General features: G+C 36.5%; 19 protein-coding genes and 1 tRNA gene. 9 read left to right on the top strand and 11 right to left on the bottom strand.

Annotated features, from left to right (window positions below; all coding sequences use genetic code 11):
- Window positions 1–124: 124 nt before the first annotated feature.
- The 8 genes from CWS31_RS10635 to lolB form a co-directional block, all read right to left on the bottom strand.
- Window positions 125–201, bottom strand: a tRNA-Met gene (locus CWS31_RS10635).
- A 246-nt stretch (window positions 202–447) separates the two neighbouring features.
- Entirely contained in the window at window positions 448–789 is a 342-nt protein-coding gene (locus CWS31_RS10630) for a DUF3718 domain-containing protein (protein ID WP_101345056.1), read from the bottom strand.
- 361 nt (window positions 790–1,150) lie between these two features.
- Window positions 1,151–2,242: a redox-regulated ATPase YchF gene (ychF, locus tag CWS31_RS10625; RefSeq protein WP_101345055.1), complete on the bottom strand. Its 1,092-nt coding sequence runs from the start codon at window positions 2,240–2,242 to the stop codon at window positions 1,151–1,153.
- 111 nt (window positions 2,243–2,353) lie between these two features.
- Window positions 2,354–2,938 (bottom strand): aminoacyl-tRNA hydrolase, encoded by a 585-nt coding sequence (gene pth, locus CWS31_RS10620; protein ID WP_101345054.1) that lies wholly within the window; start codon window positions 2,936–2,938, stop codon window positions 2,354–2,356.
- Window positions 2,939–2,968: 30 nt separating this feature from the next.
- Entirely contained in the window at window positions 2,969–3,595 is a 627-nt protein-coding gene (locus CWS31_RS10615) for a 50S ribosomal protein L25/general stress protein Ctc (protein ID WP_101345053.1), read from the bottom strand.
- 387 nt (window positions 3,596–3,982) lie between these two features.
- Window positions 3,983–4,927 (bottom strand): ribose-phosphate pyrophosphokinase, encoded by a 945-nt coding sequence (locus CWS31_RS10610; protein WP_101345052.1) that lies wholly within the window; start codon window positions 4,925–4,927, stop codon window positions 3,983–3,985.
- A 192-nt stretch (window positions 4,928–5,119) separates the two neighbouring features.
- A complete protein-coding gene (gene ispE, locus CWS31_RS10605) occupies window positions 5,120–6,028 on the bottom strand; it encodes a 4-(cytidine 5'-diphospho)-2-C-methyl-D-erythritol kinase (RefSeq protein ID WP_101345051.1) in 909 nt (302 codons plus the stop codon).
- Between the two features lie 180 nt (window positions 6,029–6,208).
- Window positions 6,209–6,847, bottom strand: coding sequence for a lipoprotein insertase outer membrane protein LolB (gene lolB, locus CWS31_RS10600; protein ID WP_101345050.1), 639 nt, complete (start codon window positions 6,845–6,847; stop codon window positions 6,209–6,211).
- Between the two features lie 193 nt (window positions 6,848–7,040).
- On the opposite strand from lolB, the gene hemA reads away from it, so the two are divergent.
- The 9 genes from hemA (at window position 7,041) to rlmM (ending at window position 15,703) form a co-directional block, all read left to right on the top strand.
- Window positions 7,041–8,309 (top strand): glutamyl-tRNA reductase, encoded by a 1,269-nt coding sequence (hemA, locus tag CWS31_RS10595; RefSeq protein ID WP_101345049.1) that lies wholly within the window; start codon window positions 7,041–7,043, stop codon window positions 8,307–8,309.
- A gap of 256 nt (window positions 8,310–8,565) precedes the next feature.
- Window positions 8,566–9,654 carry a peptide chain release factor 1 gene (gene prfA / locus CWS31_RS10590; RefSeq protein ID WP_101345048.1) on the top strand — a complete coding sequence of 363 codons (1,089 nt, stop codon included), beginning with the start codon at window positions 8,566–8,568 and terminating at the stop codon, window positions 9,652–9,654.
- Between the two features lie 26 nt (window positions 9,655–9,680).
- Entirely contained in the window at window positions 9,681–10,541 is an 861-nt protein-coding gene (gene prmC, locus CWS31_RS10585) for a peptide chain release factor N(5)-glutamine methyltransferase (RefSeq protein WP_101345047.1), read from the top strand.
- Between the two features lie 98 nt (window positions 10,542–10,639).
- Window positions 10,640–11,005: a SirB2 family protein gene (locus CWS31_RS10580; RefSeq protein ID WP_101345046.1), complete on the top strand. Its 366-nt coding sequence runs from the start codon at window positions 10,640–10,642 to the stop codon at window positions 11,003–11,005.
- A 169-nt stretch (window positions 11,006–11,174) separates the two neighbouring features.
- Complete coding sequence (locus CWS31_RS10575) at window positions 11,175–11,996, top strand: SirB1 family protein (RefSeq protein WP_101345045.1); 822 nt, start codon at window positions 11,175–11,177, stop codon at window positions 11,994–11,996.
- Between the two features lie 157 nt (window positions 11,997–12,153).
- On the top strand, window positions 12,154–12,996 hold the full coding sequence (gene kdsA, locus CWS31_RS10570) for a 3-deoxy-8-phosphooctulonate synthase (RefSeq protein WP_101345044.1): 843 nt from the start codon (window positions 12,154–12,156) through the stop codon (window positions 12,994–12,996).
- A 219-nt stretch (window positions 12,997–13,215) separates the two neighbouring features.
- A complete protein-coding gene (locus CWS31_RS10565) occupies window positions 13,216–13,962 on the top strand; it encodes an alpha/beta family hydrolase (RefSeq protein ID WP_211355825.1) in 747 nt (248 codons plus the stop codon).
- Between the two features lie 43 nt (window positions 13,963–14,005).
- Window positions 14,006–14,458, top strand: coding sequence for a DUF423 domain-containing protein (locus tag CWS31_RS10560; RefSeq protein ID WP_101345043.1), 453 nt, complete (start codon window positions 14,006–14,008; stop codon window positions 14,456–14,458).
- Window positions 14,459–14,593: 135 nt separating this feature from the next.
- Window positions 14,594–15,703, top strand: coding sequence for a 23S rRNA (cytidine(2498)-2'-O)-methyltransferase RlmM (gene rlmM / locus CWS31_RS10555; protein ID WP_101345042.1), 1,110 nt, complete (start codon window positions 14,594–14,596; stop codon window positions 15,701–15,703).
- Window positions 15,704–15,935: 232 nt separating this feature from the next.
- Here the strand turns inward: rlmM and xni are convergent, their stop codons facing one another.
- From xni to CWS31_RS10540, 3 genes are all read right to left on the bottom strand, one after another.
- Window positions 15,936–16,802 (bottom strand): flap endonuclease Xni, encoded by an 867-nt coding sequence (gene xni, locus CWS31_RS10550; protein WP_101345041.1) that lies wholly within the window; start codon window positions 16,800–16,802, stop codon window positions 15,936–15,938.
- A 2-nt stretch (window positions 16,803–16,804) separates the two neighbouring features.
- A complete protein-coding gene (ppnN, locus tag CWS31_RS10545) occupies window positions 16,805–18,151 on the bottom strand; it encodes a nucleotide 5'-monophosphate nucleosidase PpnN (RefSeq protein WP_101345040.1) in 1,347 nt (448 codons plus the stop codon).
- 165 nt (window positions 18,152–18,316) lie between these two features.
- Window positions 18,317–19,927, bottom strand: a complete 1,611-nt coding sequence (locus tag CWS31_RS10540) for a GGDEF domain-containing protein (protein ID WP_101345039.1) — start codon at window positions 19,925–19,927, stop codon at window positions 18,317–18,319.
- Window positions 19,928–19,984: the final 57 nt, after the last annotated feature.

Raw genomic sequence — 19,984 nt, 5'->3', positions numbered from 1 at the left:
CTTGCGATACTGGAACCTAAATCCAGCGCGTCTACCAATTCCGCCAAACCCGCATAACATTTAAATATTTAAACTTTTAAAGAGGTTTAAACTCTTTTTACTGAGATATAAATCAAAGTAAAAATGGTGGCTACACCGGGACTCGAACCTGGGACCCCATCATTATGAGTGATGTGCTCTAACCAACTGAGCTATGTAGCCTTACCAACCTGCTCGGTAGCAAGTGCGGCGTATTATGCTAACCTGCATGCCATCCGTCAACCGTTTTTTTATAAAAAGTTGCATTTTTTATTTGTTTGCTTATTGCTTGTGCAATTTGGCCGTTATGTATGCAGAAAAAAGGAAAAACGCATTACTTTGATTGAAGCTAATGCGTTCATGGTGACTATCACATCATCTGAATTTGAATTATGTTTTAAATAATAAATGCAGATTATAAAATTAAAGTTATCTCGCTTTAGCTTCTTCTGTTAAATGTGCAGAGTATTGCGATAAATTATCGATTTCTGCCTTGACTTTATCAGCAGGTAATTTACCGATAATATATTCTCCAACCTCGAGAGCATTTGACTTAGCAGAGAAAATTAAAAGATTATCGCCATTACATCTCAGTTCATCATAGATATTGCGTATTTTTAAGTTATTTTGTTTTAAAAAAGATCTTAAGCGACTTTTATCATTAGCCTGTACATATTCACAAATACGTAATGATAAATTATCAGCATACGCGGAGGTTGCTGTCATTAAGCTTGTTGTTATTAGAAGTGGTAAAATAAGAAGTTTTTTCATAGTTATGCCTTTTGTTTTGAAATTATTCTGTTTTAATAAGCATTTTTAATAACCTGAGTCTTAGATAGCATGTTATAACCAATTAAAATTGGTTATCCAGTACTTGAGTTAAATAAGTGCTTTATGTTGTTGAGTGTTTTAAACAGCTAAAGTGTAGCCTATTTTGAAGGGATTGCGCTGCTTATTTTAAACTTTTGAAATGTCACTTAAATTTAACAAAATCATCATGTTATTTGTCTGTTTTATTAACTAATAGATACAAAAAAGGCTCATATAAAATGAGCCTTTAAGAATTGTTTTGGTGTTACATTATACGACAATTAGTAATACAACAGTCAGTAACTAATCTGTGTACTTGTAATTAAACGTTAAAGCGGAAGTGAATTACGTCACCATCTTTAACACGGTATTCTTTACCTTCTAAACGCCATTTCCCTGCTGTTTTAGCACCAGCTTCACCATTGAATTCAATGAAGTCTTCATAACCAATTATTTCAGCGCGAATAAAGCCTTTTTCAAAGTCAGTGTGTATAACACCTGCTGCTTGTGGCGCTGTTGCATTTTGTTTAACCGTCCACGCACGTACTTCTTTTACGCCTGCTGTAAAATAGGTTTGTAAATGTAGTAAAGAATAACCAGCATTGATCACGCGGTTTAAACCTGGTTCTTCTATGCCTAAGTCAGCCATAAACTCAGCACGGTCTTCATCATCCATTTCAGATAATTCACTTTCAATTTCAGCACATACGGCAACTACAATAGCGCCTTCTGTATCTGCAATCTTTCGTACTTCATCTAAGTAAGGGTTATTCTCAAAACCATCGTCATTTACGTTAGCAATGTACATGGTTGGTTTAATGGTTAAAAAGTTTAAGTAAGCAACTGCCGCTTTTTCTTCTTTAGTTAATTCTAAAGAGCGAACCATGTGACCATCTTCTACGTGCTTTAATATTTTTTCTAAAATAGGCATTTCAAATTTAGCGTCTTTATCACCGCCTTTAGCTTTTTTAGCTAAACGGAAAATAGCGCGCTCTGCCGTGTCCATATCAGATAATGCTAACTCTGTATTGATTACGTCAATATCATCACTAGGACTTACTTTATTGGCAACGTGAATGATATTATCATTTTCAAAACAGCGTACAACATGACCAATAGCATCGGTTTCACGAATGTTTGCTAAAAATTTATTACCTAAACCTTCACCTTTTGAGGCACCGGCTACTAAACCTGCAATATCTACAAACTCCATCGTGGTAGGTATTACGCGCTCAGGGTTTACTATTTTAGTTAAGGCATCTAAACGAGGATCCGGTACAGGTACTACACCTGTATTTGGCTCAATAGTACAAAACGGGAAATTTGCCGCCTCAATACCTGCTTTAGTAAGTGCATTGAATAGAGTTGATTTACCTACGTTAGGCAAGCCAACGATTCCACATTTAAAACCCATAATTTTTACCTATTGATTATTTATGATTATGCAGAACTAACATTTATTTGTTAGTGCATAGTTGCTTAAGCTTATTGCGTAAACTTGCTTGCGTATACTTATAATTTTTATTTAATCAGCTTTAAACGAATGTAAGCGGTGTTGCGCTTTTTTTAAATCGTCTTTGAGCCAAAGTTCAACACATCGACTTGCTTCGTCAATTGCTTGATCTATTTTTTCTTGTTCAATTTTGGGCGCTTTACCCAAAACATGACCCGTTACCTTATCGCGATGACCTGGATGGTCAATACCAATACGTAACCGATAAAAATCTTTGTTGTTAGCCATGCATGCGATGATATCACGCAAGCCATTGTGTCCGCCGTGTCCGCCACCTTTTTTGATTTTACAAATACCAGGTAACATATCAAGCTCATCATGAGCGATAAGAATTTCATCAACAGTTATTTTATAAAAGTTAGCTAAGGGGGCAACTGCCTGACCGCTACGGTTCATAAAAGTTGTTGGAATTAATAAGTGGACGAGGTTACCGGCGATTAACCCTTTACCATAAAGGCCAGAGTATTTTTTGTCGGGTTGAAGAGATATATTGTGAATACGTGCTAGTTCTTCGACGAACCAAACACCGGCATTGTGGCGTGTTCTGCTATATTCGGGGCCAGGATTACCCAGCCCCGCGATTAGTTTAATAGTCATTATTTATAATGTTATAAATGAATGATGCTATTATTCAGCAGCTGGAGCTTCTTCAGCAGCTTCGTCTTCATCAGCAGCTTTAGCAGCTTTAGGAGCGTTAGCAGAAACAACAGCTAAATCGTGATCTTCGCCTTTTGCTAATTCATCAGAAGTAACACCTTTAGGGAATGTTACGTCAGATAAATGTAACGTTTGACCAAGCTCTAAACCTGCTAGGTCAAGTTCAATGAACTCAGGTAAGTCTTTTGGTAAACAAGTAATAGCAATTTCGTTCACGTGGTGAGAAATGTTAGCACCAGTTTTAGCAGCTATATCTTCGTTAATGAAGTGAATAGGAGCATTTGCTTGAACAGCATGTTTTGCATCAATGCGTAAGAAATCTAAGTGCATTACAACTTGTTTGAACGGGTGACGTTGCATGTCTTTGATTAAACATTCAACTGGCTTGCCAGCGATGTTTAAAGTTAAAACTTGCGAGTAGAACGCTTCTTCTTGTTGTGCACGGAAAACATTTTTGTGCTCTAACGTTAAAGATACAGGCTCTTGGCCTTCACCGTAAAGGATTGCAGGAACTTTGTTCGCGTGACGTAGGCGGCGGCTCGCACCTTTCCCTAAATCTGTACGTACTTCAGCTTCTAGTGTTAAAAAATCAGTCATGTTAATACTCTTCTGTTATATAAGTTAAAAAACTTAAAAATTAAATCTTGTTTTTTGCGACCAAAAACAAGGTGATGCCAAATTAAATCTATGCGCTTAATTTTTAAGTACATATTGAGAGTTCGGTTATTAAACCTACTCTTTAGATAAAAAAGGCGCGGCATAATAACATTTAGGATGCAGTAATGCTATTAAATATAAGTATTATTTGTTGAGGCAATTATAGATATCTACCTTGGAGAGCAGGTAATAAAAAAGCAGCCGTAAAAGAGGCTGCTTTTTAGAGCTAGATGAATAAGTTCAGATGTTTTTTCTAATTAAAATCAATGGAATATTAATTTCATTGATTCATTCAACATCACTTAATCAAGTATTGATATAAGAGGATTAATCAAACATCGCGGAAATGGATTCTTCGTTACTTACACGACGAATAGCTTCACTTAACATACCACTTAACGTTAATTGACGTACCATTTTAAGTTCTTTGATTTCATCAGAAAGTGGAATTGAATCAGTTACTACCAACTCATCAATAACAGACTCTCTTAAGTTGTTAGCCGCATTACCAGATAATACCGCGTGCGTAGCATAAGCAATAACACGTTTTGCGCCATGCTCTTTTAATGCTTCAGCCGCTTTTGCTAAAGTGCCACCAGTATCGATCATGTCATCAACAATAATACAATCACGACCTTCAACTTCACCAATAATATGCATAACTTGCGCAACATTCGCTTTAGGGCGACGTTTATCGATAATTGCTAAATCCGCATCATCAAGTAACTTAGCTACTGCACGAGCACGAACAACACCACCGATATCAGGAGAAACAACAACAGGGTTGTCTAACTCACGGTTTTGCATGTCATCTAATAAAATAGGCGTACCAAAGGCATTATCAACAGGTACATCGAAGAAACCTTGAATTTGCTCTGCATGTAAATCAACCGTTAAAACACGGTCAACACCAACACTTGATAAGAAATCAGCAACTACTTTTGCCGTAATTGGTACACGAGCACTACGTACACGTCTGTCTTGACGAGCATAACCAAAATAAGGGATTACAGCAGTGATACGGCCAGCTGAGGCACGACGCAAGGCGTCTATCATTACAATTAATTCCATTAAGTTATTGTTGGTTGGAGCACAGGTTGATTGAATAATAAAAACATCCGCACCACGAACGTTTTCGTTTATTTCAACGCTGATTTCCCCATCACTAAAACAACTGACTTTAGCATCACCAAGCGGCATATACAGACGGTTAGCAATTTTTTTGGCCAGTTCAGGGGTGGCATTACCCGCAAAAATCTTCATGTCAGGCACTTTCGATTCCTCAGAAATATTTGACATTAAAAGTAGACCCTTTGATTGATAGTAATCAAAAGGCAGTATAACGCTCACTCAATTATTACAGCAGTGTTTACTTAATAAGTACAAAGAAGTGTGCTTATTAATATAGCTGAGATAGTTAAACTAGCAAATTTGTAATATCCATTCGTTCTTATAATCGTGTGATTACATACATGCGATTAGAGAACACAGTGGAGACTTGTTAAGGCCCTGAGCAACAAACGAACTTATTCCTGGTGGGAGTTTCGCTTGTAATGCTTGTGCTTCATCTTGACTAGAAAAGCGGGTAAATACGCATGCACCCGTTCCTGTCATTCTTGATGGCGCGTATTCTACCAACCAAGCCAGTAACTTGGCAACCTCGGGATAGTTTTTTATTACTAAGGTTTGACAATCATTATGAAAGTTTTCGGTGATAAAGTCTTTAACTGTAAGGGATTGTGACGATAGTGTCGGGGTATTTCGTGGTAGTTCAGTGGCAGTAAAAACTTGTTGGGTGGAAATGCTACATTTAGGTTTGGTGATTAAATACCATGATTCAAGCGGTTCAATTGGTGTAAGTTCTTCACCCACACCTTGTGCAAAGGCGGAAAATCCATGTACAAAAATAGGTACGTCGGCGCCAAGACCTAAGCCTAATATTGCTAACTCATTTAATGATAAGTCACATTGCCATAATTTATTAAGCGCAACTAATATGGTTGCTGCATTAGAGGAGCCGCCACCTAAACCGCCGCCCATCGGTAATACTTTATTAATACTAATGTTAACGCCAAGTGAGGTGTTGCATTTGCTTTTAAGTAACTTTGCCGCTTTAACAATTAAGTTATCTTCATTATTAACTCCTTCAATAGGGGTTAAAAGCGATATTGAAGGTTGTTCAGTTACTGTTAACGTAATTGTGTCACTGTAATTTAAAAACTGAAACAGAGTTTCTAAATTGTGATATCCGTCAGGGCGCTGTCCAACAATATGTAAAAATAAGTTGATCTTAGCCGGCGATGGAAATTCAATGGCTTTGTTAATAAAGTGGTTAATAGAAGTAGGCGAGGTCGTATGAGAAGAATATGTCATCTGTTGTTTCAACTTATTAAGTGATGTTTTTTAGTTAACCTAAGTTCTGGATAATGGGTTTTTAAGCGCATGAACTTTAAATTAATATTTCAGCGATCGTCATAATGCCTATAGTTTACTCGTTTTCGGTATAACTGTTAACGTAGCGCTATTGGGAATATTACTTATCCATAACTTAAATTAGTTACTTGTTGACCAGTCATTTACGATAATCTTAATCAGTAGATCATCTTTTTTAATCGAAAATTGTGTTGCCAAGTTATAACCATTAATTTGTTGGTATTTAGCATAATTGACTTGCCATAATTCATTATTGTATTGGCTAGTTAAGCTTGTAGGTAACTGGCTAACTTCTTGATAAATTATATGATCTGTTTTTTGATACGGTATGCCTTTTAACCAATAAGTTAGCGCTTGGGTTGGCAAGGTTAATCCGGTAATTGAATACACTAAGGCTTCTAAATTAGTGCCATGGTAAGTTTTACCGTCTACTTGAATTTCATGTGAATTAGCATTTGAATCAAGTTGTAATACATTAATGCCTAAATAAGTGGTTAAATTAAGTTGTTGGCTGGGGAGATTTTCATTTACTTTCCAGGATAAAGAAGCGCTATTACGTGCATTTTTGTCAATGAATGCTATTTTCCCCTTTATTTGCCATTGACGTAATTGTGATAGTTGGTTGATACGTTGTTGTTGTGTTTGTTCAACTAATGCTTGAGGTTCTTGAGTAGGTATCAGACTACATCCGGATAAAAAAACGCTCGCTAAGGCAAAATAATAAGATAAATGAAGCTTGCCTTTATAAAATGAGAACATTGAAGTTAAGTCGTTAAATTGAGTATAATTGCTATTGGAACATAGCTTTTTAGCTGTTGTAAATAGCGATGTGTTTTTAGGGACTTTTATCTCAGATCATATTTTAATAGCGGCGCATAGGTTATACTGCCCACTATCTGTTAAAGCAAGTTAGCTAAAACTTGTGAATATGTATAAAAAATAGGTTGTTACTTTGTCTATCGTTGCTGTTGGAATTAATCATAAAACTGCCCCTGTTGCGGTGCGAGAAAAGATATCTTTTAATCCAGATAAGCTTTCTGCTGCCTTGCAAGAAATGTTAGATGCCGTACAGTGCCGTGAAGTTGCTATTCTATCAACCTGTAATCGCACCGAATTGTATCTCGTGCAAGATGGTGACTTTGATGTTACTCAACAGCGTCTTATCAACTGGTTAGAAAACTTTCATAACGTACCTGCCTCTACTATTTTACCCAGTCTATATTGGCATCAAGACCAACAAGCTGTTAATCACATGATGCGTGTTGCCTGTGGTTTAGATTCACTTGTGTTAGGCGAGCCGCAAATTTTAGGTCAAATGAAGCAAGCTTATAGTCAAGCCAAAGCTGCGGGCTCTATGTCACTGATTATGGATAGGCTTTTTCAACGTACTTTTGGTGTTGCAAAACAAGTACGCACTGAAACCGATATTGGAGCAAGCGCAGTATCCGTTGCTTTTGCTTCAGTTAATTTAGCTAAGCATATTTTCGGTAGCCTTGAAAAAACCAAAGTATTATTGGTTGGCGCAGGTGAAACCATTGAATTAGTAGCCAAACATTTGTATGAAAACAAAGTAGGTAAAATTACTGTAGCTAACAGAACGTTAGCGCGCGCAGAAACCATGGCTAAAAAAATTGGTGCTGACGTTATTACGCTGGCGCAAATACCTGAGCACATGTGTAATGCCGATATCGTGATCACTTCCACTGCATCTACCTTACCTATTATTGGTAAAGGCATGGTTGAACAAGCATTAAATAAACGAAAACACCAACCTATATTTATGGTTGACCTTGCTGTGCCGCGCGATATTGAAGAACAAGTAGCTGAACTTGAAGATGTATTTTTATATACCGTTGATGACCTGCAAGGTATTATCGCTAAAAATATGGAAAACCGTCGTAAAGCTGCGGTACAAGCTGAGAGTATTGTTAATAATCAGTCTGACGACTTTATGGCTTGGTTACGTGGCTTAAACACTCAAGATACCGTTATTAGTTATCGTAAACAGTGTTTAAGTGAGCGTGATATATTACTCGAAAAGGCCTTAGCGCAACTAAAAAATGGTAACGATGCTGAGGCGGTTGTTGCTGAGTTAGCAACCAAGCTTACTAATAAATTTATGCATGCTCCAACTAACGCATTGCAAACAGCAGCTCAAGGGGGAGAGCTTGATAAGTTATTTTACTTGCGTGATATTTTTGATATTGATGCAAAAGATTAATTATCTTATTAGCTATATTATTAATTATATTAAAGTTTTGTTTATCCAGAACTCAGGTTACTTACATCTGAACACCGTTGTTGAGCAATATAATTGTATTACTAATCCTAAACTTATCCAGAACTAAGCCAGAACTAACCGCCTCTATAATATTTACCGCGATGACATTTCATTTATAGCATAGTCGATAACCTTATTACTGTGTTAGAATAGCGCCCATATTGTTTCCCTCATCTAAAATATAAGAACATTTTTAATGAAATCATCAGTTTATCAAAAGCTTGAAGTGCTAGTTGAGCGCTTCGAAGAAGTTCAGGCATTATTATCTGATCCTGCAACCATTTCAGATCAAGAAAAATTTCGTGCTTTATCGCAAGAATTCAAACAGCTTGATGCAGTAACTTCCGTGTTTAATCAGTATCAAAGTGCAGAAGATGACTTTGCTACAGCAGAACTGATGTTAAAAGATGATGATCCGGATATGCGTGAAATGGCGCAAGAAGAGTACAAAGACGCGAAAAAAGCCGTTGCTGAAATTGCAGATGAATTACAGATCTTATTACTGCCACGTGATCCTAAAGATGATAATAACTGCTTTGTTGAAATTCGCGCCGGTGCTGGTGGTGATGAAGCCGCTATTTTTGCGGGTGATTTATACAGAATGTACAGCCGATATGCAGAAAAGAAAGGCTGGAAAATTGAAGTAATGAACACCAATGAAAGTGAGCAGGGCGGTTATAAAGAACTTATCATGAAAATTAATGGTGAGGGGGTTTACGGCCAAATGAAGTTTGAGTCGGGCGGACATCGTGTACAACGTGTCCCTGAAACAGAATCACAAGGACGAGTGCATACTTCGGCTTGTACTGTTGTGGTTATGCCTGAGATTCCTGAATCGCAAGCGATTGAAATTAATAAAGCCGATTTAAAAGTTGATACCTTCCGCGCATCAGGTGCAGGTGGTCAGCATGTTAACAAAACTGACTCTGCTATTCGTATTACCCATATTCCATCAGGCGTAGTGGTTGAATGTCAAGATCAACGTTCACAACATAAAAACCGTGCGCAAGCGATGTCAGTACTTCAAGCACGCTTGCAACAAGCAGAGGATGAAAAGCGTCGTAGTGAAGAAGAATCATCACGTCGTAATTTAGTCGCTAGTGGCGATCGCTCCGAACGAATTCGAACCTACAACTTTCCGCAAGGTCGTATGAGTGATCATCGTATCAATCTTACTTTATATCGTTTAAACGAAATTATGGAAGGTAATTTACAGCTAATATTAGAACCAATTATGCAAGAAAACCAAGCTGATTTATTAGCCGAATTAGCTGAACAAAACTAAGTTAATTAATTTTGTTAGCAACCAAAATGCATAATTTTACCATAGCCAATGCTATAGCCTATGGGCAAGGCAAATTATTGTCTTGCTCAGACAGCGCGAAACTTGATGCTCAAATCCTATTAGCTTTTGTACTTGATAAAGCGCATAGTTATTTGCTTAGTTGGCCTGAACACGTGTTAACTCCTCCCGTTGAACAAGCCTATCTCGCTTTATTACAAAGGCGAATTCAAGGCGAACCCATTGCTTATATTACCGGTGTTCAAGAGTTCTGGTCACTGCCTTTTTTTGTTTCGCCTGCAACCCTTATTCCGCGTCCTGATACCGAAGTTTTGGTTGAACTTGTACTTGAACATTTTAGTGATGTTAAACAGTTAACTTGCTTAGATCTTGGTACTGGTACTGGAGCAATAGCATTAGCGTTAGCATCAGAGCAAGCTGATTGGCAAATTGATGCGATTGATTTTAATATTGATGCGGTAGCGCTTGCTAAACAAAACGCTAAAAATTTGCAACTGGGTCACGTCAATATTTATCAAAGTAATTGGTTTAGTGCTGTTGAAGCACATAAATATGATGTTATTGTATCTAATCCACCTTATATTGATGCGTTAGATGAACACCTTAGCCAAGGGGATGTGCGTTTTGAACCTAATTCTGCTTTGATTGCACCAGAGCAAGGGCTTGGCGATATAAAACATATAGCGCAGCAAGCGTTAGGATTTTTAAAGCCTCAAGGTGCATTATATTTTGAACATGGTTTTGAACAAGCAAAAGCGGTGCGTGATATTCTAACCAATTTAGGGTTTGAAAGCCCACAAACACAAAAAGACTTTAATGGGCATGACAGAATCACTTGGGCACTTACTTGTAAAGCGGTTGAGGTTTAAGGAATTCAAAACAGCTTAATTAACCGCTTTAATTAACAACTAACAATATAGTCAATTAAAAACACCTAAAAAATACTAAAGGAATATAAGTTAAAATTATGAAACATCTACATATCACTCTTGTTGTACTTAGCATCAGCTTGTTTACTTATCGTTTTATTTTAACCTTGATGGCATCAAAAAAATTGGATAGTAAATGGTTAAAAATCAGTCCTCATGTTATTGATACTTTTTTAATTATTGTAGGTATTTCGCTTGCTGTAAAACTACATATCAACCCTATGGAACAATTATGGCTGGGTGAAAAAATCATCGCGTTATTCGCATATATTTTTACTGGTTATTATACCTTGAAATTAGCACGCAATAGACCAATGCAAATTCTTGGATATTTAGGTGCTATGGGTTGGGTAATGTTAATGGTGCGGTTAGCAATGACGCGCGAAGTTATGTTTTTGGGCTAAGCACAATACTTACAAGTGCATTTTGTAAACTTCACTTTGAAAATAAAGCCTACAGCTAATCGCAGCGATAAGTCACGGTTTTAGTCCCCTGATTTTGGTTAAGGTTGTACTAAAACTTTAACCAATCATCACAACCAGTTAACGAATAGAGTATATAAAACAAACTAGTATGAATGAATTACTTTTATCAGAGTTAAAATCTAGCGATAAAGATTTACTGCAAAAACTCGTGTTAGTTGAGGAGTTTATCTTTGCTGATAGCGCAACAGACACTTTAGTCGCAGATGAATCGTTAGACAGCTTAGAAACAATTATCAGCCAATGTATAGCGGTAATTAGTGAGATAGAATCTCCTTTAGAACAAGCCGAGAGTTTACTTAATGAGTTGTATTTTCAGCACTTGTTTATTGACCGTCCACATACTCAATGGCCAATATCAGCTTATAGCGTTGCTAAAGGTTTGAATCAACGCGCTATGTCGCCAATTGTTAAAGCTGCCTTGGTGAAAGAAATTATAACCGCTTGTGGTTTTGATACTGATTTAGTGTTTATTCCGAATAAAATTATGTTGCGTTTATGTTGCGATGAACAATACGCGATAATATTTGATGCGGTAACTGGTGAATCACTCGACTGGACAGAGCTTGATAAGCGTTTAGATGAGTTGGTAGGGGATCCCGGACAAGACGAGTTAAAAACAATAGATGATAATGTCGCTTTAGTAGAGCACTTATCTGCCTTAAAAAATACTTTAATACAATCACAAGTTTTTGATAAGGCCTTAATGTGTGTCGATGTTTTGTTATCATTAAACCCTGATGATCCATTACAACGAAGAGATCGCGGATTTTTATTACATCAACTTGATTGCTTTAAAGTTGCAGTTGATGATTATCGTTACTTTGTTGAACAGTGTCCTAAAGATCCCGCAGCACAAATATTAAAAATTCAATTAGATAAAATTGATATCGCTAATAATGTACTGCATTAGAAATGTAATGGTAGTGTCTAAATTATGTATCACAACACTTTATGAAAAACACTAAAACATATAAAAAATATGAAGAACACTAACGCATATAAAAAAGCCATGTAGAATTTGTTTTATATAATAAATAAACTATGCAAACACATTATTAGGAAGAATGATGACAATTAAATCAGTTTCAATTAAAAATATTGAAGTAGCGAACGATAAACCGTTCGTATTATTTGGTGGTATGAACGTACTTGAGTCGCGTGATTTAGCGATGAAAATCGCAGAAGAATATGTGGAAGTAACGCAAAAGCTAGGTATCCCGTATGTATTTAAAGCATCATTTGATAAAGCGAATCGCTCTTCAGTAAACTCTTACCGTGGCCCCGGTTTAGATGAAGGTTTGAAAATATTTGAAGAAATTAAATCAACCTTTAATGTACCAATTATTACCGATGTGCACGAACCTTACCAAGCGCAACCGGTAAGTGAAGTTGTAGATGTAATTCAACTACCTGCTTTTTTAGCCCGCCAAACAGATTTAGTCGTAGCAATGGCTAAAACCGGCGCAATTATTAATGTTAAAAAACCACAGTTTCTTGCAGCCCATGAGATGAAACACATTATTACCAAGTTTGGTGAAGCAGGTAATGAAAACATTATTTTGTGTGAACGTGGTAGCTGTTACGGCTATAACAATTTAGTGGTTGATATGTTAGCAATGGACGAAATGAAAGGTTACGCGCCAGTAATTTTTGATGCCACGCATGCCTTACAAAAGCCTGGCGGACGCAGTGATAGTGCTGATGGTCGTCGTGCTCAAGCTGCTCAGTTAGCACGCAGTGGTATGGCCATTGGTATTGCGGGCTTATTTATTGAAGCTCATCCAGATCCTACTGTTGCTAAATGCGATGGGCCTTGTGCATTACCGCTTGATAAATTAGCGCCGTACTTAACGCAAATGAAAGCAATAGATGATTTAGTTAAAAGCTTTAGTCCATTGATTACAGAATAGTTATTAATGTCTAACTTATGAGTCGTTAATAAAAAGGTGCCAAGTGCACCTTTTTCGTTATATATAGGCGAGCATTCGTAAGTATGTTTAGAGCTATTGAGCAATTTTAGAACTCACTGAATCCGAGCATTTAAAAGTTGCGAGATAATACCATTTGAAGGAATAAATAATTCATTTGTAAATGCTATAAGCATCAACTGAAAATAGTTAAGGTAATTAATGAATAAAAAAGAAACCATTCAACTAGCTGATGACAGTGAAATAAGTATCTTATGGAACACTGTTAATAATGCTAAAGCACAAGTGATTTTTGCCCACGGTGCTGGCGCTAACATGAATCACGAGTTCATGAATGAAATGTCAGCATTGTTTAATAATTTAGGTATTAATGTATTACGTTTTAACTTTCCGTTTATGGATAAACGTGCCTTAACAGGTAAACGATACCCACCTGATAGAATGCCTAAATTACTTGCTTGTTACAAAGCGGTCATTCACTATTTAAACGCTGAGAATACTAAACAAACACAACAAGGACTAAGTAAACACTTACCTTTATTTATTGGCGGAAAGTCTATGGGCTCTCGCGTTGCCGCAACCTTAGTTGCTAAAAAAGGCAATGTAATTGAGCCTGACGATTTAACCGATAATGAACTAAATTCTATTTCCGGTGTATTTTGTTTTGGCTATCCATTTCACCCAACGAAAAAGCCTGATAAATTACGGCTAGAACCACTACAAAGCTCAGCTAAACCAATATTAATAGTGCAAGGTGAACGTGATACCTTAGGTGACAAAGCTGAAATAATTGACTATCAGCTGCCTGAACATTGCCAGTGCGTTTTTTTAGACGATGGTGATCATAGTTTAAAACCACGGGTTAAATCAGGCTTTACTTATGCAGAGCACATGAAGGGTGCCGCCAAAGAAGTTACTGCATTTATTGAACATTTAACTTCTCAATAGCTAGCATTATAAAATGGTGGTAAATCTAAAATGGTGATAAATCATGCGTAATAATAAAAGTGAACAAATTATTTATCGCCGAGGAAATAATTTACTTCGCGCTTTGATGGTTTTTGTTGGTATCAGTGGCTGTTTTTCTGTACTATTCGGCGCTTGGCTAGCACACGGTGGTCAAGCATTATCACTAAGTGCACAATCTAGTTTAGCTACAGCGCTACAATATCAGTTTATTCATACGCTTGCGTTATTTGCTAGCTTAGTTTGGCTCAAAACTAGTAATGTAAATAAACACTCTAAGATATTGATAAGCGCTAGTATTGCGTTTGTGGTAGGTATTGTGTGCTTTTGTGGCATAATTTACATCAAAACATTGTTTGAATTTTCCGAATCATTATCCGCACTACCAATAACACTCGGAAAGTTAACCCCGTTTGGCGGTATTTCATTTGCATTCGCTTGGTTAATGCTAGCATTTGAAAGTAAAAATAAATTTTAACTGTAGCATTTATTTATGTAGCTTTATGTAAGCTTAAGTAATTGTTGCATTATTAATCTTGCGGTTACTTTATTGAAATCTTAATTCAAGGATAATCAATAAATAATCAAGAGGTATACAAGGTAAAAATAAAATATGACTTCTATCGTATTGTTTTGTCGACCGGGCTTCGAGAAAGAGTGTGGCGCAGAAATCCAAGAGAAAGCCGCTTGGAATGAAATGTATGGCTATTTAGAGCTTAAGAAAAACCAAGGTATTGTTTTTTTCCACTTGCACGTCAGTGAGCATGGTGAAGCTTTAATGAATAAGTTGCCGTTAAATCGACTTATTTTTGCTCGTCAGTGGTTTGTTACGGTTGCAGATAAAATCGAATTACCTGATTATAATCGTGTTGAAGCTATTATCGATGTGTTAGGTAATGAATGGCAATATACCGACCTGCGTATGGAAATGCCTGACGACAATGATGGTAAAGCATTAAGCAAGTTTTGCCGTAAGCTTTCAGTACCACTTCGCCAAGCATTGCGTAAAGAAAATATATTAACGCAAAAAAGCAATAATTCAGCGGCTGATCCGGATGGCGCAATATTACATGCGTTATTTCTCAATGGTCAAGAAGTGATTTTAGGCTTTTCATTAGTACGAAATAGCTCGCCGCATGTGATGGGTATTCCACGATTAAAATTCCCCAGTGCCTCGCCAAGTCGCTCTACGTTAAAGCTAGATGAAGCCTTTTTGCATTTTATTCCGCGAGATGAATGGGACGAGCGCTTAACCTCTGGTATGAATGCAGTAGATTTAGGCTCTGCGCCAGGTGGTTGGACTTATCAATTAGTTCGCCGTGGCATGATGGTTACCGCAATAGATAATGGCCCTATGGCTGAGTCTTTGATGGAGACTGGCCAGGTTAAGCATAAAATGATGGATGGCTTTAAATATGTGCCAATGAAGCAAAATGTTTATTGGTTAGTATGTGATATGATTGAAAAGCCACAACGTGTTGCCAAGTTGATGAGCGATTGGTTATTGCACGGCTATTGTAAAGAGGCGATGTTTAACTTAAAACTGCCGATGAAAGGTAGATACCAACAAGTAACCAATGACTTACAAGCAATTAAAGATGCGTTTAGCGAGCATAATGTGAAATATGAACTTTATGCTAAACATCTTTATTATGATCGTGAAGAAGTTACTGTGCATGCGCGTTTATTATCTCCTGCACCATTAAGCAATAAAGAGGCGTAGTTTATTTATTTTAACTGTAGTAGTTTAAGCGTACTAGCTTAACTGAGCTAGGTTAAATATATATAATAAATTAGCCGCGTTCTGAACTATTAAAAAGCTATCAAGGGATAAACTTGATAGCTTTTTTAATGGGTAAAATATTTCACAATCCTAAGCTTCTGAATCATTATCGCCGCTAAAACTAAAACTAAAACTAAAACTAAAACTAAAACTAAAACGTAATTAATCTAATTTAATCACGTTTGGTATTTATACCCACCACATTATTAGGCTCAAATTCAGTTGCCGATGCTAAGCGAATATCTTTTAAATTAAAGCCTAGAGGAATATCTTGCTTGAGTGTTAACAGTTTGCGCGCTAACTCCATTTTATCAATGCTATCTGTTAATTTTTTTTCGAGTGCACTAGGTAAGTCATCAGCGTTAATGATGGCCTTTAATGAGCCATATTGATTAATTAACTTGGCTGCAGTAACTTGACCAACGCCTTCCACACCTTCTATTTTATTAGTGCTATCACCCGTTAATGTCCAAAAGTCAATTAGTTGAGAAGACTTAACATTAAACTTGCTTTGTACGTGCTCTTCATCTAAATATCGACGATTAAAATAATCATATAAATGTATGTTAGGACTTAATAAAGATAAATAACCTTTGTCGGTTGAGATGATAGTGACACGTTGCCCATGCAATGCCATTTTTACTGCTAAAGTGGCAATGAGATCATCCGCTTCATCTTCCACCGAGGTTAATGAATCGACACCATACTCCATAAATGCATCTTGGATATCAGGTAGTTTTGCAGCGAGTGAGTCAGGCATTTTCTTGCGACCCTTTTTATACCCGTCAAAAATCTGATAACGCCAACAAGGTTGTTGAGAATCAAATACAGCAAGTGCATGAGTTGGCGTTAGTTGATTAATTATTTTCTGCAGTGCATTGACACAGGTATTTTGAGTATTAAACAGTACTTGTTTTTGTGTACTCGGGGATAATTGGTCGTTATTTTGCTGTTTAAGTTGGATAAACGGGCGCTCTTGTACCGCGTACACACGACGAATCAGATTAAGTGCATCAATAAGAATTAAATGAGCCCCCAAAGTTAACCCTCAATAACTTTGTAACATGGAATATATTTGCTACCAGGTAGCTTCATACGTCCTTGGTTAACAAATGAAGTAAGTAATTTATCCATTAATGCCATAATTTTTTTATCGCCAGATATTTCAAAAGGGCCAAATTCTTTAATTGCTTTAATACCACCAGCCTTAACATTACCGGCAACAATACCTGAAAATGCTCGTCGTAAATTTGCCGCGAGCTCTGCAGTTGGCAGATCATGACTAATACTTAAATTCGCCATGTTTTCGTGGTTTGGTTCAAAAGGATATTGAAAATTTTCAGCTATGATTAGAGACCAGTTGAAATGAAAGGCATCTCCTGTTTCTTTTCGGTGTGCTATCACTTTATCTTGCCCGTGTTTTAGTAATTGTGCAACTTTAGCCGCATCATCAACTACTATTTGGTATAAAGACTGTGCTTGTTCACCAAGTGTTGCGCCAATAAAGGCGTCAATTTCAGTAAAATACTCTTTAGAACCTTCCGGTCCTGTAAGAATAATAGGTAATTGTTGTTGCGCATTATTCTCGTTAAGCATAATACCTAATACATAAAGCAACTCTTCTGCGGTACCTGCACCGCCTGGAAAAATGATAATACCATGCGACATTCTAACAAAGGCCTCTAAACGTTTTTCAATATCAGGCATAATAACTAATTCATTGACTATCGCGTTAGGCGGCTCAGCAGCAATAATACTAGGCTCAGTTAAACCAATATAACGGCCTGTTTTGATGCGTTGCTTGGCATGACCTATAGTTGCACCTTTCATTGGTCCTTTCATTGCCCCAGGACCACAACCGGTACAAATATTAAAACCGCGTAAACCAAGTTGATAGCCAACATCTTTGGTATATTTGTATTCGTGGTGTTTAATTGAGTGGCCACCCCAGCAAGTGACTAAGTTTGGCTCTGTTTCGGGTAATATGGCATTAGCATTACGTAAAATATCAAAGGTGGCATCTGTAATTTCTTGTGATGACACAGGAATATTTCTATATCGGCTATGTAAAAATAATATATCTCGCATTACCGCTGATAGGTGCTCACGGATCCCTCTAATTATTTTATCATCAACAAAAGCGTGGCTTGGGGCATTTTCTAAATCAATTTTAACACCGCGCTCTCGTCTTAATACTTGAATTTCAAAATCCAGATGTTTTTGATAAATCTCTTCGGCATCATCTGTTGTAGAGCCAGAATTTAGCACTGCAAGTGAACAGTTTCGATATAGCTGATATAAAGTACTAGTAGATGACTTCTGAAGTTGATTTACTTCAGATTGTGATAACAAGTTCATATTTCCAACAGGGTTAATCTGTGTATGCATAAGTAGTTCCTTTTATGCTAGTTACGAAAAATATTAAGGTGAAATATCGTTGATTGATGAAGTGTTGAATTTTATGCTGTAAAGATTTGATAAATTTTATTAACAAAGCATATTATTAATATGAACTATAAAATATGCTTTATCAAATAATTGATAGGTTGCTGATTATGTAGAATAAATAACTTGATTTTTACCTTGTTTTTTAGCTTTGTACATTGCTTGATCTGCACGTTCAAACACGGTATGAATATTATCCTCTGAGCCTACATGCGCTGCGCCAATTGAAAGTGTAATACTTACTTTTGTATCTTTAAATTTAAATGGTAGGCTAGCGATACACTTGTTTAAGTTATTAAGCTCGGTTAATAGTGCTTCTTGTTTTACATTAGAATAGATTAACACAAACTCTTCGCCGCCATATCTACCAACAAACACCCCTTTACTAACGTTTTTAACTATGGTGTTAGCAATAACTTGTAAGGTTTTATCTCCTGCGGTATGGCCATAAGTATCGTTAATACTTTTAAAGTCATCTATATCCATCACTACTAAGGCAAGACCAAAAGGCTTGTGATGAAAGCGAACCATAGATTTAGCGAAATAATCATCAAATGCAGCTCTGTTCGCTAATTTGGTAAGTGCATCTTGCATACTTTTTTGTTGTTGTATTGCTAGTTTTTCGTCAAATATTTTACTTTGCTTTTCAAGTAGCTCTACTTTTGCCGACATTTCATCTAATTTTTCTGCTAATTGTTTATGGCTGTATTGTTCAAACTTAGACTTCTGCTCTAATGTTTTAGAAATAAATAGCAACTTTTCATTAATGTCTTCTTTTACCTGATTTAAAGATAAAGCTTTTTCAACACTGCCAGTCATTTCGGTTAATTGTAGTTGCAGCTTTTTATTGATTTTATCATGAGTTAACTGAGTGCTATGGTGTGAATCAATCGTTTCTCTAACTGCACTCTGCACTGTTGTTAATGTAGCACTTAAATGGGTTAAAAAGTTTTTAGCGCTGCTTTGTTCATCTTTGAAATCAGCAACGATAACATCAAATATTTCGATCAAGTGATGTAATACTTCATCGCTTGACTGATCTGTCATTAACTTTTTCTTTATCGCTAATAAGTCATTAGTGTGTTCCTTTGATAAAGGTAATGAACTAAGCGATATTGATATTTTTTCAAGCAAACTAGTATCAAAAGGAGTTAACTCTATTTCAGATAACGGCTTTTGTACTGCAGGTTTTAGTGCAGGAGGCTGTAATAAACCCTTTGTAGGTAACGATGTTTTGGTATTTAAGGCATGATCATAAAGTGTTAATAACTGACTTAATAAAGGAATATATTGTATTAACGCATCTTTATTATCTTTTGTTTTAGCTAATAATGCTCGTAAATCTCTACGTAGGTTATCGGGTAAGCCATTAATTTTTTGTAAGCTTTGTCCTGCTTGATTAAATTGCTCATGCATCTGTCTAATGTTTTTTTCATTAGTAATACTGTGTTGTTGTAATAGTTTAGAAATAGCAGAGATTTTGTCAGAAATATCACCAATAGGCGCAGACTTGGTAAATAAAGTTCTTAACTCAGCTAAACGGTTATCTAACTCAAGGTCAATACCTTTAGAGATTAACGTTAATTTGCTAATGAACTGAATAAGCAAATTTGATTGCAGGTTAAAGTCATCTTCTAATAAACTACGAGACTCAATAGCAGTATCAAGCTTCTTTTTTAGTGCTATTAGCTGCTTTTGAGCGATAGAAGTGTCATTCATAAAACCAATATATCCTTGAAGGCTTAACTTATTGAGAAGCTACTAAGTGGAATACAA

It is taken from the genome of Colwellia echini, assembly GCF_002843355.2.
GTDB classification, from domain to species: Bacteria; Pseudomonadota; Gammaproteobacteria; order Enterobacterales; family Alteromonadaceae; genus Colwellia; species Colwellia echini.
This window is presented reverse-complemented; position numbering and strand designations above follow the sequence as displayed.